The sequence below is a fragment of the Desertimonas flava genome, from assembly GCF_003426815.1.
Classification (GTDB): Bacteria; Actinomycetota; Acidimicrobiia; order Acidimicrobiales; family Ilumatobacteraceae; genus Desertimonas; species Desertimonas flava.
Window position 1 is genome coordinate 24631 of record NZ_QKYK01000017.1, and the last position, 15505, is coordinate 40135.

The window sequence follows — 15505 nt, forward strand, 5'->3', positions numbered from 1 at the left end:
TTCAGTCGTCCGCGGGGTGGACGTCGTTGATCTTGAGGATGCCGTCAGGCTGCATCCCGATGCCGGCGATGTCCTGCGACGAGAAGACGCCGATCTGGGACTCGTACAGCGTGATGCTCGTGAAGTCGGCGGCGAGCAGGTGCTGGGCCTCCGAAAGGAGGCCGTTGCGAACCTCGGCGTCGAGCTCCTGGCTGGCCTCGTTCAGCACGGCATCGAGTTCCTCGTTGCAGTTGAACGTCAGGTTCGTGCCCTGCGGGTTGTCGGCCGACGGGATGGTGTCGCACGAGAAGAGGATGAGCATCTGGCTGGCCGGTTCGTTGATGCCGTACCGCCCGACGTAGATCCCCTGCTCGCCCGCCCGCCTGGTCTGGGTGACGGTGGCGAACTCCTCGGCCTTGATCGTCGTCTCGATGCCCACCTGGCGCAGCTGGTCCTGGACCAGCTCGGCGATCGGCACCCACGGGTCGCCGGTCGCCGTCAGGATCTCGAAGCTGATCGTCTCGCCGTCACGCTCGCGGACGCCGTCGCCGTTCAGTTCGTAGCCGGCCGCGTCGAGCAGTTCGCCGGCCGTCTCGACGGAGAACTCCGGCTGGACGTCGGCGACCGTCGGGTCGTAGCCGGGCATCAGCGTGGGCAGTGCGCTGCGGTTCGGCTGGCCGAGGTCGCCCGCCACCGCCGCCCGGATGCCGTCGCGGTCGATCGCCGCGAAGATCGCCTCACGAACCGCCGGGTCGGTGATCACCGTGGCGTTCAGCACGACCCAGTGCTCGCTGATCGACGGGAAGATGTCGACGTTGAGGTCGCCGCCGGCGCTGAGGCGCTGAGCCTCGGGTCCGGCGAGCTGGGCGATGTCCACCTCGCCGGCCGTCAGCAGGTTGGCGCGCGTCGACTCGTTGTCGACGTAGCGGAACACGACCCGGTCGTAGGCCGGCCGTCCATGGTTCTCGAGATCGGTGCGGATCGACGTGTAGTCGGGGTTGGCCTCGAGGATGAGCTCCTCGCCGATCGTGTACTCGACGAAGCGGTACGGACCGGTGCCGACGGGATGCTCGGCGAAGCCTCCGGCCTCGGCAGCGGTGGGGGAGACGATGCTCAGGTTGGCGTTGGCCAGGGCCATGAACGCCCCGCCGAACGGCTCGGACCAGGTGACGGTGACCGTGAACTCGTCGACGACCTCGGCACTCTCGTAGGGACCGAGCACCGCCTTGGCGTTCGTCGATTCGGTCGCCGGATCGACGATCCGATCGAGGTTGTACTTCACGGCCTCGGCGTCGAACGGCGTGCCGTCGTGGAACGCCACGTCCTGGCGCAGGGTGAAGGTGATCGACTGTCCGTCCACCGTCCAGCTCTCGGCGAGGTTCGGCCCGACCGTACCGTCGGGGAGCAGCACGACGAGCGTGTCGTAGAGCGCATGCATCTCGTCGCTCAGGTACTGGACGTTCTTGTGGGGATCCAGCGACGGCTGTTCGGCCGCCTCGGCGATCACCAGCTCACCGGCCCCGCCTTCCGCTGACGCCACGGATCGGGCGCCGGCCGAACCGGCTGTGGTGGTGAGCCCGACCGCGAGGGCGGCCCCGAGCGCGAGGATCGCCGCGGACCTGGGGATCTTTCTGGACATCGTTCGTTACCTCCGGAGTCGCCGCTCACCGGCGCAATTGATGGTCTGCCCCAGTAAACGGGCGGGATCTCAGCGTGTCAATAGATGAAACGTGCATTTCGTTTACTCGGGAGCGTCTGCTACGGTGGCTGTCGTGGACGGCGGACCAGGGGCGTTGGGCGCAGCGGAGGCGAACCATGCGACCAACAGCCCCTTCCGTCTCGACGGGCTCGTGTCGGTCGTGACGGGCGGCGCCGGCCTGTACGGCGTCGGGCTGGTCGAGGCGATGGCCGCGGCCGGCGCCACGGTCGTCATCGCATCGCGCGACACGGCTGCCACCGAGGCAGTCGCGGCACGCCTGTGCTCCGAGGGTCGATCTGCCGTGGCAGTGGAGCTCGACCTCGCCGACGAGGCGTCGATCGTCCGCTTCCGGGATCACGTCGTCGCCGAGTTCGGTCGGTTCGACGTCCTCGTCAACAACGCGGTCACCCGGCGGGGCGGCACGATCGACACGGTCACGTTCGACGATCTGCTCGCCACGACGACCGTCAACTTCGCCGGGCTGCTCACCATCTGCCGCTACGCCGGTGAGCAGATGAAGCGGCAGCGCTCCGGCGCTATCGTCAACGTGTCGTCGATCTACGGCATGGTCGGGCCGCAGCTCGAGGTGTACGAGGGGACCCCGCTGTACAACCCGGCGTACTACGCCTTCGACAAGGGCGGGATGATCAACCTGACCAGGCACCTCGCAGCCGACTACGGCCGCTGGGGGATCCGCGTCAACTGCGTCAGCCCGGGCGGGCTGCATACACCCGATCAGCCGGCGTCGTTCGTCGAGGCCTACCGGCGTCGCACGCCGCTCGGGCGGATGGCCACCGGTGCCGACCTCGCCGGACCCGTGGTGTTCTTGGCCTCGCCGGCCGCGGCCTACGTCACGGGTGTGAACCTGCCCGTCGACGGCGGCTGGACGGCCATCTGACCCGGCGGCGAGCCCGCCGGCCCGCGACCGCCGAACCGGATCCACGCCAGCCCTCGTCCTCACGTGCGAGGCACCGCCGGGACGTCCACCCAGCCTTCTGATTCCGAGGCCCGCCGGACACTGTCGGCGACCGCGAGCGCCGCGACCCCGTCAGCCAACGTCACGAGGGGCGGGACCCCGCGAACGACGTCGAGGAAGTGGGCGAGCTGGGCCCCGAACGCATCGTCACGATCGGTCGCGACGACCTCGTGCACCGGGGCCGCGCCGCGGTCGAGCCGTATCGTCGCCATCGCCACGTCGACGGTCAGCGTCCCATCGGTGCCGACGAAGGTCGCCCACCGCCCACGGTCGGAGCGCAGGTAGTCGAGGTGCACCGTCGCCGCCGCGCCGGACTCCAGCTCGAGCAGGGCGTCCACGGCGTGCGGGTGCTCGCGGCGGCAGGCGACGTCGTCGGCGAGGTCGTCGAACGTGGTCGCGGTGGCCGCACACCGTCGCACCGGCCCGAGCAGCCAGCGGACGGTGTCCCACTCGTGGCTGTAGTCGACGACGAGGCGGTAGGGGACCGGCTCGCTGAACCGGTTGCGGGCGACGGCGAGCGTCTCGGCCGCGCTGACCGACAGGTGGGCGGACGCGATTCGCCCGATCGCCCCGTCGCCCACGAGGGTCGCGGCGCGGCGCAACAGCGGGTGGTGGCGCAGCACGTAGCCGACCAGCACGCCGTCGCCAGCCGTGGCGGCGAGGGCGTCGGTGGCCTCCGCGAGTGACGGGGCGACCGGCTTCTCCAGGAGTACGGGCAGTCCGAGGCGGTGGCAGTCGACGAGCTGCGGCACGTGGGCCGCATCCGGCGAGGCGATGACGACGGCGTCGAGGCCTCCGGCGAGGAACTCGCTCCAGTCGATCGTGACGCCCAGCGGCGTGTCCGTGCGGTGACGGTCGTCGATTCCGTGTGGGTCGTATGCCGTGACGTCGACGTCGCCCCGCGCGGCCAGCAGGCGGGCGTGCCGGGAGCCGATCGAGCCGAGCCCGGCGACTCCGACGTGCAGTCGGGGTGGGTTCACGGGACCAACCCCGCTGGGGTCCCGCCGCCGGCGAACGCGTCACGAGCCGCGAGCAGGTGGCTGGTCGCCGAACCGAGCACGTGCTCGCCGTGGCCGGCCAGGAGCGCGTCGGGAGCCAGGTCGGCGACGAGGCCGATGCTCGCGGCGAGCGCCTCGACGTCGGTGTCGGGCGTGTCGAGGATCGCGACCCGCCCCCGGGCGAAGACGAGATCGCCGCTGAACAGCACTCGCCGTCCGGAGAGCTCGGTGCTGAAGCAGAGGTGGCCGGCTGAGTGCCCCGGCGTGAGGTGAGCGGTCACCATGGCGCCGCCGCCGTCGAAGCGCGCGCCGTCACCGATGGTCACCGCCGGATGTGTCCGGAACACCACCTCGTCGGGATACACCCCCGCCGCCTTGGCGTCGTCGAGCCCGCTCGCTGCGTGGTCGGCCGTCTCGACGATGGCGGCCGTCTCCGGCGCCGCCCAGATCTCGGCACCGAGGGCGTCGGCCAGGTCGGCCGCGCCCGCCGCGTGGTCGGCGTGGCCGTGGGTGAGCAGGATGCGCCCGATGCGCCGACGGTCGACGCCGGCGCGGTCGATCGCCTGCAGCGTCGCATCGGTCCCGAGGCCGCAGCCGGCGTCCACGAGATAGGCGTCGCCGCCGTCGGGGTCGGCCACGAGGTACACGTGACAGTCGTGGGGGTCGCTGAGGGAGCAGCCGAGCCACCCGCTGGCCACCAGCGTCACCTCGGGGAGCAGCCTCATCGCCGGGCGGCCACCACGTCGACCTCGAACCTGAGCGTCTCGGGCAGACAGCCCGTGAGCGTGGTGCGGGCCGGGTACGGCGGCGTGAACCACTCGCGGTACAAGACGTTGGCCTCGGCGAGGTCGGCAGGGTCGCGGACGTACATGCGGACCTGGACGACGTCGTCGAGCGTGAGCCCGTCGGCGGCGAGCACCCGCTGCACCCCTTCGAACGAGCGGCGGAACTCGAACGCGAGGTCGCCACCGACGATGTTGCCGGCCTCGTCGACCGATGCCTGGCCCGACACGAACACGAACCCGTTGGCCCGCACGGCGGGGGAGAAGGGCAGGGGGCCGGCGGGCCCGGCCAGCTCGATGGCATCCCTCATCGGCCGGACCCGCCGGTCGTCGGGGTTTCTTTGAACGAAACGCGCATTTCATCTACAGTAGTCGGGCCGGCCGATCGCTGCCGCACCGCTGGCCCGACCCGAAGGAGACCCGTGTGCCGACCACCCCTGCTGCGCGCCAGAGCCTGCCGGCCCCCGCGGTGCTGGTGCCGCTGGTCACGCCCGTCGAGCCAGGCGGCCGGCCGGACCTCCAGTCGCTCGGATCGCTGGTCGACTTCGTGATCGCGGCGGGTGTCGACGGCGTGCTGGTGCTCGGCTCGTCGGGCGAAGCCGCCGGGTTCCCGGCCGTCGTGAGGCAGGAGATCGCCACGCACGTGGTCGGCCACGTCGCCGGCCGGGTCCACGTGATGGTCGGGGTCCCCCCGGCGGGCGCCGGCGACCAGATCGAACATGTCCGGGCAGTGTCCTCGGTCGGGCCCGATTCGATCCTCGTGACGGCCCCGATCGGCCTCGACGTCAGCCCGGCCGAGGTGACCCGGCAGTTCGAGGCGGTGTCCGCCGTGGCCGAGGCCCCGGTCGTCGCCTACGAGGTTCCCGGCCGTGTCGGCGTCTCGCTGGGGGTTCCCGTGATCCGCGACCTGGCCGCCCGAGGTGTGGTCGCCGGCCTCAAGGATTCGTCGGGGAACCTCGGCAAGGGACGCCAGATCGCAGTCGCGACGCGCGACATCGACGGGTTCGTCCGCTACACGGGCACCGAGACATCGATCGACAGCGAGCTCGCGGCCGGCTACGACGGCTCGATCCCGGGGATCGCCAACGTCTTCCCCGACTTCTCGGTCGAGGTCTCCCGCCGCCATGCCGCCGGCGATCCCGATGGCGCCCGCCGAGTGCAGGACGCGGTCGTCGAGCTGCTCGACCTGTACTCGCACCCGGTGCCCGACGGCAGCGTCACCTCAGGGTTCCTCGCCACCGTCAAGACGGCGCTCGTTCAGCTCGGCGTCATCGCCACCGTCGGCGTCACCCGCCCGCTCACGCCGGCCGACCCGGCGGTGACGTCGCACGTCGCACGCGTCCTCGCCCGGGCCGACGAGCTGCGCGGGGCATTGGGCATGGGCGGCGTGGCGACTCGTGGTTGACGTGTCGCGCCGCCGGTTGCCCGTCGACGGCATCCGTGCGCTCGATGTCGTCGAGTTCGGCGACACCGGCCGCGGGCCGCGAGCGGTGGTCCTGGGCGGCGTCCACGGCGACGAGCTCGAAGGGGTGACGGTCGCCCGGCAGCTGGTCGCCGTGCTCGAGGACGTGCTCCGCCGCTCCCCCGGCGCTCTCCTCGGCAGTGTCCAGGTCGTGCCGGTCGCCAACCCCGATGCCTTCGATGCCGGCACGAGGACGTCGCCGTCCGACGGCGGCAACCTGGCGAGGGCCTTCCCGGGCGCGCCGGCCGGGAGCTACACCGAACGGGTGGCTGACGTCCTCACCCGCGAACTCATCGCCGGCGCCTCGCTCCTCGTCGACCTCCACTCCGCCGGCCGCCACTACGCGATGCCGGTGTTCGCCGGCTGTGTCGACGCCGGGCCGGTCGGCGCTCGCTCACGCGAGGCCTGCCTCGCCTTCGGCTCGCCCACGTCGTGGATCCACCTCACGTCCAACCCGGGCCGATCGCTGTCGGCGGCGAGCGACCTCGCCGTGCCGTCGATCTACGTCGAGGGAAGCGGCGGCGGGGGGCTCTGCGGGGACGACCTCGACGTCTACCTTCGCGGCGTGCGCAACGTCCTCGCCTGGGTCGGGGCCGTCGATCCGGTCGCCATCGGGGCCACGGTGCCGGCGGGCCCGGCGCGGCTGCTCGTCGGCGGTGACGGCGACACCGACGCGTCCCTCGCCGCGCTCGACGACGGCTGGTTCGTCACCCGGTCCTCGCCCGGTGCCGCCGTCCGCAGCGGCGACCTGCTCGGCGAACTGCTCGACGGCGGGGGCCGCGTGCAGGCGGCGATCACGGCCCCTGCTGACGGAACGCTGATGATGCTGCGCCGCACCGCAGAGGTACGGGCCGGCGACGGTCTCGCCATGGTCGGTCCGCCGGTGCGCGAGGAGCAGCGGTGACCGGGCCGGAGCGACGCCCGGTGGCCCTCGTCACCGGCGGCGGCACCGGGATCGGTGCGGCGATCGTGCGGCGCCTCCACCGGTCGGGCTTCCGCGTGGTCGCCGGCCAGCGCACCGACCAGGAGTCCGCCGCGGCCCGCGAGCGCTTCGCCGCCGAGGGACTCGACGTCGACATCATCGCCGCCGACCTCCGTTCCCCCGCTGCGTGCGCCGCGCTCGTCGACGAGGCGATCGCCCGGGCCGGCGCTCTCGACGTGCTCGTCAACAACGCCGCCGTCACCGGCCCGGCCGCCATCGCCGCGCTCGTGGACGCCGACGACGACTTCGTCGACGAACTGATCGACGTCAACCTCAAGGCGGCCATCCGCTGCACCCGCCACGCGGCGCGCTGGATGATTCCCAACGGCGGCGGGGTCGTCGTCAACATCGCGTCGGTCGGCGCCTACGCCGCCCAGCGCGACGCCTCCGTGTACGTCGCGTCGAAGGCGGGGCTCGTCGGCTTCACCCGGGGCGCGGCGTTCGACCTCGCCGACCACGGCATTCGCGTCATCGGCGTCGCGCCGGGCGACATCGCACTCGACGCCGCCGGACCGACGCCCGCGCCCGTCGAGCCCGGACCGTGGTGGCAGCGCCGGACACCGCTGGGACGGCGTGGCACGCCCGACGACGTGGCGGCCGCCGTCGGGTTCGTGGTGTCCACGGACGCCTCGTTCATCACCGGTGAGACGATCACCGTCGACGGCGGCTGGACGTCGTACTGACGCCCCACGACACGCGCTCCGGCGAACACAGCACCCGACACGAATCACGAAAGACGGACATGACGCTCGAATTCCTCCGCTACGGACCAGTCGGTGACGAACGACCAGCCGTCCGCACCGCCGATGGCACCGCGTTCGCGCTCGACCGGCTGACCGCCGACCTGGACGGCGCGTTCTTCGAACGCGACGGGCTCGACCGCGCGGCGGAGGCGGTCGCCGTCGGTGACCTCGCCCCGCTCGATCTCAGCGGGGTCCGCCTCGGCCCGCCGATCGCCCGCCCCGCCGCGCTGGTGTGCATCGGTCTCAACTACGCCGCGCACGCCGCCGAGTCGGGCGCCCAGGCGCCCCGGCATCCGGTGGTGTTCCTGAAGCACCCGGGCTGCATCGTCGGGCCGAACGACGACGTGGTGATGCCGCCGAACTCCGACAAGAGTGACTGGGAGGTCGAGCTCGCCGTCGTGATCAAGAAGACACCGCGCTACCTCACCAGCGCGACGCAGGCCCGCGACCACATCGCCGGCTACGTGCTCTCCAACGACCTGTCCGAGCGGACGTTCCAGCTCGAACTCTCGGGCGGTCAGTGGAGCAAGGGCAAGTGCGTCGAGACGTACAACCCGCTCGGTCCGGTGCTCCGGCCTGCCGGCGAGGTCGATCCGACGGACCTGCGCCTGCGGACGTGGGTGAACGGCGAGCTGCGCCAGGACTCCTCGACGGCCGATCTGATCTTCGGCGTCGACGAGCTGATCGTCCACCTCAGCCAGTACATGCTCCTGCTGCCCGGCGACGTGATCAGCACGGGGACGCCCGAGGGGGTCGCCCTGTCGGGCCGCTTCCCGTACCTCGCGGTCGATGACACGATCGCCATGGAGATCGACGGGCTCGGGCGCCAGGAGCAGCGGGTGGTCGACGCCTCGTCGGCCCCGTGCGGCTGACCACCCGGGCGTCAGGTCATCCCACGCCGGTGCGCCCGCTGCCCATCCACGCGGGAAGTGCCAGTTCGAACGTGGCGGCCGCGGCCGCTCGTTCGGCGAGTGCCGCAAGGGCGGCCGCGTCCTTCCATCCGGCGCCGGTGAGCAAGGCGACGGCTTGGGCGCCGGCGGGTAGGCGGCCGCGCTCGACGTCGGCGAGCAGGCCGGCCAGCGCTGTCGCGCCCGCCGGCTCGACGAGCATGCCGCGCGTGGCCAGTCGGCGCTGGGCGGCGTACACCTCGCTGTCGGTCACCTCGGTGAGATGGCCGCCGGAGTCGTTGATCGCCGGAACGACGTCGTCGAACATGGCGGCGACCTGAAGACCTGAGATCTCGGTCGTGGACGGCTGGCCCAGCCGCGGCGGACCCCCGCCGAGCGCAGCGCGAACCGTCGGGCAGCCGGCCGGTTGCACGGCGACGACTCTCGGCACCGACTCACCGCCGGCCGCCAGGTAGCCCGCCCACAGCGCGGCGACGAGACCGCCGCCGCCGACCGGCGCGTACACGTGGGTCGCGGCGGGGTGCTGCTCGGCCAGCTCGAGAGCGATGGACCGCGCGCCCATCATGATGTCCGGGGCGTAGCGGCGACCGGTGAGGAAGGGGAGGAACCCGACCCGGTCGGCTTCGTCGAGTACCCAGGCCGCCACCCGCTCGGTGGCCCCGGCGTCCGTGCCCAAGCCGTCGACCAGCTGCACCGTCGCACCGACGGCGCGGATCTGGACGAGCTTCGATGCCGGTGCGCCGCGGACCGCCAGCATGTGGGTGTGCAGGCCGGCGGCGGCGCCGTAGGCCGCGGCGGCCGCCCCGCCGTTGCCCGACGATGTGCCGAGGAGCCCTCGGAGGCCGCGCGACCGGGCGAGTGAGGCGGCCACCGCAGCGATCCGGTCCTTGAACGATCCGGTGGGGTTGAGGTGCTCACACTTCAACCAGAGCCGTACGTTCGAGGTCGATCCCAGGAGGTCACTGGCCTCGACCGTCGGCGTGTGCCCCTCGCCGAGCGTCACGAGGTGGCGCCGCTCGATGTCCAGCTCGCCGGCCCACGACGGCACGTCGGAGCCGTTCGTTCGCGCATGGGTGGTCACGTTCCCACCGGCCGATGTCGCCGAGGGAGACGCGACAGGTCGATCGGGCAGGCACCGGGCGTGTCGACCTCGATGACGAGGGCCGGATCCTCGATGGCCGAACGCCACGCGACCGCGCCCTTCATCACCACGACGGCCAGGTCCCTCGGGGCGATGCCGACCACCTCGAACTGCTCGGCGTGGAAGGGCGGCGTCGGCCGGCTGCACACGATGACGCGCACCCCGCCGACGCGCAGCAGCACGGTGGTACCCATGTCGAAGCTCGCCCCGGTCATCCACGAGCCGCGAGTGGTGTAACGGCCGTCGCTCACGGCGAGGATCTCGGCGTCGATCGGAACGGGGTCGCCGTGGAGGCGGTCGGACTTGCCGCCGAGGGTCGCCGTGATGCGCCCGCCCGGCCCGGTGCGCGCCGCCGCGGCGGCGACGTCGGGGTCGGCGATCGTGACCACGGCGTCGGGTGCCTCCTGGCGGAGCAACTCGGAGAGCAGCACGGTGCCGTCGCCGGGCGAGCCGCCGCCGACGTTGTCGGCGACGTCGGCCAGGACCACCGGGCGCTGGTCGGCACGCAGGGCCCGGGCCACCGCATCGGCGGGGGCCGGCCGGTCGATCGCGAACCGGTCGGCGGCCGAGCGGACGTCGTCTGCGGTCGCCGACGCGATCGCGTGGAGGTCGTTGGCGTCACCGCGGTCGCCGACGACGAGGACGCTGATCCCGGCGCGGGCGACGTCGCTGTACGGAAAGCCGGCGGTGATGCCGACGCGGGCGCCGGACACGCGGGCGGCGCGATCGCGCGCGCGTGTCACCAGGCCCCGCATCGGCTCGGCGTCGGTGGCCTGCGCCAGGGGGCACGTGAGCAGCGGCACCTTGGCGATCACGGTGACGAGGTCGCGGCCGCCGAGGGCGTCGCCGAGAAGGCCGGCCGCCTCGGCTCCGCGCTCCCACATGTCCACGTGGGGATAGGTGTCGTAGCTGATGACCACGTCGGTGGCGCCCACGAACTCGGCCGACGGGTTGGCGTGGAGGTCGAGCACCGCGGCGACCGGGACGTCGCCGACGGTCGACCGCACCAGCTCGACGGTGCGGGCCTCGACGTCGTCGCAGCCCTCGGCGACCATCGCCCCGTGCAGGTTGAGCAGCACGCCGGAGAACGGCTGCCGGCGGTGGGCACGGTCGAGCGTCGCCGTCATGCGATCGAACAGCTCGTCGATCGTGCCCCGGGTCGCCGGTCCCGACGGCCAGGCGCCGGCCGAGAACACCGGCTCGACATCCACCCGGGCGGCGTCGAGGAATCCGCCGATCACGCTGCGCGTCCCGCGGTGGCGCTCGGCGATCGCCGCGCCCTCGAGGAGCTCGAACTCGCGGAAAGCGGTCAGGTCGGTGACGACCGGGCTGTAGGTGTTGGTCTCGTGCCAGAGGCCGACGACAGCGACGCGGGGCAACGCCGGCGTGCTCACCGGTTGGCGACGTGGTCGTCGAGCGCCCGCCCGAAGCGCGTCAGCGTGTCGGACAGCTCGGCCGACCCGTGGGCGGCCGAGACGTACCAGATCCCGCGCCCTGCGACCCACACGCCGTGACGACACAGCCGCTGGGCGAATGCCGCGTACCCGTCGAGGTCGAGCGAGGCGAGGCCGGCGTAGTCGGAGATCACGCCCGAGCGGCCGAAACTCACGTGGAAGGCGACGGGGATGCCCTGCACGTGGAGAGCGACTCCCGCAGCGTCCGCCCGCTCCGACAGACCGGCCATGAGGGCCGTCCCGTGGGCGTCGATCCGCTCGTAGGGAGGATCGTCGCGGAGCACCTCGAGCGTCGCCGTCACGGCGGCCGCAGCCATGACGGAGCCGTTGAACGTGCCCGAGTGGTTGACCGTGCCGGCCCCGAACGCGTCCATCAGCTCGCCCCGCCCGGCGATCGCGGCCACCGGCCACCCGCCGGCGAGCGCCTTGCCGTACACGGCGAGATCGGGCGTGACCCCGAACCGCTCGGCGGCGCCGCCGAGGGCGAGGCGGAAGCCGGTGATCACCTCGTCGAAGACGAGCACCGTTCCGTTGGCGGTGCAGAGGTCGCGCAGTCCCTGGAGGAAGCCGTCCTGGGGGACGATGGCTCCGTTGTTGCACATCATGGGCTCGAGGATCACGGCGGCGATCTCGCCCGGGTGGGCGTCGAACGCCCGCCGCACGGCAGCGAGGTCGTTGAACGGCACGACCACCCAGTCGGCGAGGTGGTCGGCCGGCTGCCCGACCGTCGCCGGCGACCCGGTGTTGCCGTCGAAGGTCATGAGCACGGTGTCGAACCAGCCGTGGTACTGGCCGGCGAACCGCAGTAGCCGCCGGCGACCGGTTGCGCCGCGCGCGAGGCGAAGGGCGCCGTGCACCGCTTCCGACCCCGAGACGCCGAGGCGCACCGAGTCGGCCCATCCGAGCGCCTCGACGATGTGCTCGGCTGCGACCACCTCGAGCTCGTGCTGGGCGCCGTACACCATCCCCGAGCTGACCGCTCGAGTCACGGCCGCGACGACCCGCTCGTCGGCGTGACCGAGGAACGCCGGACCCTGACCGAGCAGGTAGTCGACGTACTCGTTGCCGTCGACGTCCCAGAGGCGGGCACCGCGGCCGTGCTCGAAGAAGATGCGGGGGGCGCTCAGCCGGACGTTCGAGTTGACCCCGCCGGGAATGACGCGGGCGGCGCGTTCGGCGAGGTCTGCGCTGGTCGTCGTCATGTCGTCGCCTCCGGGACCACCGCGCGCGGTGTTTCAGTGTTCAGAACCGTCATTTCGTTTTGGAGCCTAGCCGTCCCAGGCGCGCCGTCAAGAGACCGGACGGGCGTGGCGTCGACGTTGTCGGCTGGACCGCTTCGATTCCCGCCTCGTCGGTGAGGAGCGGTGACTCGGAGTCATGCCTCACTGCCGGTCGCGGCCGCACGGCGCCGGATTGCCGGCTGTCGGCCGGCTATCGGAGTGGCGCGGTGGGTCGGGTCGTCCGGTCGGCGGTCGCACCGGAACGTCGCAGCAGGGCGGCAACGCTCCCCGCGACGAGGGCGAGGAAGAAGACGCCGACGGCACAAAGCGCCATCGTGGCCCCGGCCGCCGTGGATTCGTTGTAGCTGATGAGGAGCCCGAGCATCCCGGCGGCGACGCCGACGAGCGTGGCGAAGAACATCACCAACGGGACCCGGGTGGCGAAGAGCGTCGCCGTCGCCGGCGGGGCGATCAGGAAGGCGAACACGAGAAGGTTCCCGACGGTCGAGAACGACGACACGATCGCCACGGCGAGGAGTACGAGCAGGCCGATGTGGGCCAGTCGCGGGTGGAGGCCGAGCATCGCAGCCTGGCGTTCGTCGAACGTGCTGACGAGGAAGGAACGGTAGAAGACGACCACGGCGACGACCGTGATCGCTGTGGCGATGGCTTGGCGAGTGAGATCACCGTCGTCGACGCCGGTGACCGATCCGAACAGGAAGCGGTTGAGCTCGCCGCTGTACGAGCTGCGCTGGCTGCTCATGATGACGACGGCGAGGCTGAGGAACCCGACGAACAAGATGCCGATCGAGGCGTCGTCGGGGAGTGGGGACGCGGCGCGCACCACGTTGACGCCGCCGACCATGGCGAGCGCGGCGATGAACGCCCCGACCGTGGTGTTGCCGCCGAGCACGAACGCGATGGCGATGCCGGGCAGAACGCCGTGGGCGAGAGCGTCGCCGAGGAAGCTCATCCCGCGCAGGACCACCCACGTGCCGACCAGCGACGTGCACAGCGCGGTGAGGGCGACGACGGGTGCTGCTGCCCGCACGCTGTCACTGTGGAGGAACGGCTCGACCCACCACGACCAGGGGTCGGTCAGGAACTGCACGGACGATGTCTACCGGGTTCGACGAGGCCGCCGCGCCGTCCGCTAGCGATCCTGGCCGGTCAGAGCGTCGATGATGAGCGCGGCGTCGCTGAGGAGCATCGCCTGATAGGTGTCGGCGCCGGAGCCTTCCTCGCCGAGGGAGTCGGTGTAGAGCGTGACCACCTCGACGCCCAGTCGGTCGCCCAGGGCGGTGGCGTCGTCCGTCGCCTCGAGCGCTTCGGCGAAGATCGCCGGGACCCCGTTGCCGCCGTTGGCCGCCTCGATCGTGTCCGCCAGCTCGTCGAGCTCGGCCGGTGAAGCCTCGACCAACGTCGACGAGGACGGCAGGACGCTGCCCAGGACCTCGAACCCGTACCGCCGGGCGAAGTAGCCGAGGGCATCGTGATTGGTCACAAGGAGCCGCTGCTCCGGCGGGATCTGCTCGACGAGTGCGCTGATCTCGGCGTCGAGGTCCTCGAGGGAGGCGATGAGCGTGTCCGCGCAGTCGGAGATCTCGGACTCGTCCGCTCCGGCGGCCACGAGCGCCTCGGCGAGGGCCGGCACCGCCTCGGCGACGAGCGTCGGGTCGAGCCACACGTGCGGGTCGGCACCGGTGTGGTCGTGGTCGGCGTGGTCGTCGCCGTCGTCGTGGCCGCTCTCGTCGTGGCCGCTCTCGTCGTGGTCGCCCTCGTCGTGGTCGCTCTCGTCGTGGGCGTCAGCGGACTCGTCGTGCTCGATCTCGTCGTCGTGGTCGCCCTCGTCCATGGCGTGGGTGGTGACGTGGTCGGTGACCGCGAAGAGTGCCGTCCCGTCGCCGGCGGCGGCGTCGAGCGTGTCGATGAGCCCGGCCTCGAGGCCGGCACCGTTGACCACCACGAGCGCGGCGTCGCCGAGCCGGTCGCGGTCCTGCATCGACGGCTCGTACGCGTGCGGGTCGCCGCCGGCGGGGATGAGCGTCTGCACGTCGACCGTGTCCGCGCAGTCGAGCTGATCGACGACGTCGGCCCAGATGGACATCGTTGCGATGACGACCGGTCGATCGCCCGCCGCCTCGACGGGTGCGACGGTGATCGCGGCGCCGGCGGCGGTGGCGGCGACGGCCATCGTCGCACCTTGAACGAAACTAAGAAGCATTCTCAAGATGGTACCGTGGTCACCGACATGGACAACCCGGCACCACACACTTCCGGCACGGCGGTCGCCGCGGCGCCACCGGTCGTGACGACGCACGACGTGTGTGTGCACTACGGGTCGGTGCTGGCGCTGGCCCCGGCCACGCTCGAGTTTCCCGCCGGCCAGTCGGTGTCACTGGTCGGGCCCAACGGCAGCGGCAAGAGCACGCTCCTGCTCGTGCTCGCCGGGCTGTTGAAGCCCACGTCGGGCTCGGTGTCCCGCCGCGACGGGCTGCGAGTGTCGTTCGTCGCTCAGCACCAGGAGCAGCATCGGTGGATGCCGCTCGGTGTGCGGGACGTGCTGCGCATGGGGCGCTACGGCGAGCGCGGCCTGCTCGGTCGGCTCGGTCCCGACGATCGCGCCGCCATCGATGCGGGGGTGGAGCGGATGGACATCGGCAGCCTGCTGCGCAAGCCATTCGGCAGCTTGTCCGGCGGCCAGCGTCAGCGAGTCCTCGTGGCCCAGGCGCTCGCCGCGCGGCCCCAGCTGTTGCTCCTCGACGAGCCCATCACCGGCCTCGACCTGGTGTCGCAGCAGCTGATCCTCGACGTCGTCACCGGCGAGGCGGCCGCCGGCACCACCGTCGTGCTCTCCACGCACCATCTGGGCGAGGCCCGCCGGACCGATCGGGTGCTCCTGCTCGCCGGGTGCATCCTCGCCGACGGCCCACCCGCCGATGTGCTGTCCCCCGCGCTGCTCGCCGAGGCGTTCGGCAACCGCATGGTGCCGGCCGGGGACGGTGCCAACGGTGTCCTCGTTATCGACGACCACGGTCACGCCGACCACGAACACGCTCCGGCGCAAGACCGCGTCGTCGACGTCGCCGAGCTGCTCCCGCATCACCATCACGACCACAGCCACAGCCACACGTCATCCGACACGTCTCACTGACCTACGT

At 72.0% G+C, this 15505-nt stretch carries 15 protein-coding genes; 6 read left to right on the forward strand and 9 right to left on the reverse strand.

Annotated elements, in window-relative coordinates; all coding sequences use genetic code 11:
• Nucleotide 1: 1 nt before the first annotated feature.
• A complete protein-coding gene (locus DN771_RS18155; protein WP_116998973.1) occupies nt 2-1618 on the reverse strand; it encodes an ABC transporter substrate-binding protein in 1617 nt (538 codons plus the stop codon).
• A gap of 133 nt (nt 1619-1751) precedes the next feature.
• On the opposite strand from DN771_RS18155, the gene DN771_RS18160 reads away from it, so the two are divergent.
• Nucleotides 1752-2576 carry an SDR family NAD(P)-dependent oxidoreductase gene (locus DN771_RS18160; protein ID WP_205528655.1) on the forward strand — a complete coding sequence of 275 codons (825 nt, stop codon included), beginning with the start codon at nt 1752-1754 and terminating at the stop codon, nt 2574-2576.
• Between the two features lie 59 nt (nt 2577-2635).
• Here the strand turns inward: DN771_RS18160 and DN771_RS18165 are convergent, their stop codons facing one another.
• From DN771_RS18165 to DN771_RS18175, 3 genes are read right to left on the reverse strand one after another with little or no spacing between them, the layout of a single operon-like run.
• Nucleotides 2636-3634: a Gfo/Idh/MocA family protein gene (locus tag DN771_RS18165; RefSeq protein WP_116998974.1), complete on the reverse strand. Its 999-nt coding sequence runs from the start codon at nt 3632-3634 to the stop codon at nt 2636-2638.
• A complete protein-coding gene (locus DN771_RS18170; protein WP_116998975.1) occupies nt 3631-4377 on the reverse strand; it encodes an MBL fold metallo-hydrolase in 747 nt (248 codons plus the stop codon). Before DN771_RS18170 ends, DN771_RS18165 begins: the two co-directional genes overlap by 4 nt.
• A complete protein-coding gene (locus tag DN771_RS18175; RefSeq protein ID WP_116999050.1) occupies nt 4374-4745 on the reverse strand; it encodes a RidA family protein in 372 nt (123 codons plus the stop codon). The genes DN771_RS18170 and DN771_RS18175 overlap by 4 nt, the downstream gene beginning before the upstream one ends.
• Before the next feature lie 113 nt (nt 4746-4858).
• Here DN771_RS18175 and DN771_RS18180 point away from each other — a divergent pair, with 113 nt between their 5' ends.
• The 4 genes from DN771_RS18180 to DN771_RS18195 are packed head-to-tail and all read left to right on the forward strand — an operon-like array spanning nt 4859 to nt 8493.
• The gene (locus DN771_RS18180) at nt 4859-5839 is read left to right on the forward strand and encodes a dihydrodipicolinate synthase family protein (protein ID WP_162942095.1); all 981 of its coding nucleotides are present in this window, start codon (nt 4859-4861) and stop codon (nt 5837-5839) included.
• The gene (locus DN771_RS18185; protein WP_116998977.1) at nt 5832-6800 is read left to right on the forward strand and encodes a succinylglutamate desuccinylase/aspartoacylase family protein; all 969 of its coding nucleotides are present in this window, start codon (nt 5832-5834) and stop codon (nt 6798-6800) included. Before DN771_RS18180 ends, DN771_RS18185 begins: the two co-directional genes overlap by 8 nt.
• Nucleotides 6797-7561 (forward strand): SDR family NAD(P)-dependent oxidoreductase, encoded by a 765-nt coding sequence (locus tag DN771_RS18190; protein WP_116998978.1) that lies wholly within the window; start codon nt 6797-6799, stop codon nt 7559-7561. Before DN771_RS18185 ends, DN771_RS18190 begins: the two co-directional genes overlap by 4 nt.
• A gap of 59 nt (nt 7562-7620) precedes the next feature.
• Nucleotides 7621-8493, forward strand: coding sequence for a fumarylacetoacetate hydrolase family protein (locus DN771_RS18195; protein ID WP_116998979.1), 873 nt, complete (start codon nt 7621-7623; stop codon nt 8491-8493).
• Nucleotides 8494-8509: 16 nt separating this feature from the next.
• Here the strand turns inward: DN771_RS18195 and DN771_RS18200 are convergent, their stop codons facing one another.
• The 5 genes from DN771_RS18200 to DN771_RS18220 form a co-directional block, all read right to left on the reverse strand.
• On the reverse strand, nt 8510-9610 hold the full coding sequence (locus DN771_RS18200; protein WP_162942096.1) for a pyridoxal-phosphate dependent enzyme: 1101 nt from the start codon (nt 9608-9610) through the stop codon (nt 8510-8512).
• Entirely contained in the window at nt 9607-11064 is a 1458-nt protein-coding gene (locus tag DN771_RS18205; protein WP_162942097.1) for a M81 family metallopeptidase, read from the reverse strand. Before DN771_RS18205 ends, DN771_RS18200 begins: the two co-directional genes overlap by 4 nt.
• On the reverse strand, nt 11061-12326 hold the full coding sequence (locus DN771_RS18210; protein WP_116998982.1) for an aspartate aminotransferase family protein: 1266 nt from the start codon (nt 12324-12326) through the stop codon (nt 11061-11063). Before DN771_RS18210 ends, DN771_RS18205 begins: the two co-directional genes overlap by 4 nt.
• 229 nt (nt 12327-12555) lie before the next feature.
• Nucleotides 12556-13455 carry a metal ABC transporter permease gene (locus tag DN771_RS18215; protein WP_205528656.1) on the reverse strand — a complete coding sequence of 300 codons (900 nt, stop codon included), beginning with the start codon at nt 13453-13455 and terminating at the stop codon, nt 12556-12558.
• A gap of 42 nt (nt 13456-13497) precedes the next feature.
• Nucleotides 13498-14538, reverse strand: coding sequence for a metal ABC transporter substrate-binding protein (locus tag DN771_RS18220; protein WP_162942098.1), 1041 nt, complete (start codon nt 14536-14538; stop codon nt 13498-13500).
• Nucleotides 14539-14583: 45 nt separating this feature from the next.
• On the opposite strand from DN771_RS18220, the gene DN771_RS18225 reads away from it, so the two are divergent.
• The gene (locus DN771_RS18225) at nt 14584-15498 is read left to right on the forward strand and encodes a metal ABC transporter ATP-binding protein (protein WP_116998984.1); all 915 of its coding nucleotides are present in this window, start codon (nt 14584-14586) and stop codon (nt 15496-15498) included.
• Nucleotides 15499-15505: the final 7 nt, after the last annotated feature.

Excerpts from the sequence above, each read along its gene's own strand:
- DN771_RS18155 (WP_116998973.1), bottom strand. The coding sequence starts at position 1,618 with ATGTCCAGAAAGATCCCCAGGTCCGCGGCGATCCTCGCGCTCGGGGCC.
- DN771_RS18170 (WP_116998975.1), bottom strand. The coding sequence starts at position 4,377 with ATGAGGCTGCTCCCCGAGGTGACGCTGGTGGCCAGCGGGTGGCTCGGC.
- DN771_RS18175 (WP_116999050.1), bottom strand. The coding sequence starts at position 4,745 with ATGAGGGATGCCATCGAGCTGGCCGGGCCCGCCGGCCCCCTGCCCTTC.
- DN771_RS18195 (WP_116998979.1), top strand. The coding sequence starts at position 7,621 with ATGACGCTCGAATTCCTCCGCTACGGACCAGTCGGTGACGAACGACCA.
- DN771_RS18210 (WP_116998982.1), bottom strand. The coding sequence starts at position 12,326 with ATGACGACGACCAGCGCAGACCTCGCCGAACGCGCCGCCCGCGTCATT.
- DN771_RS18220 (WP_162942098.1), bottom strand. The coding sequence starts at position 14,538 with ATGGCCGTCGCCGCCACCGCCGCCGGCGCCGCGATCACCGTCGCACCC.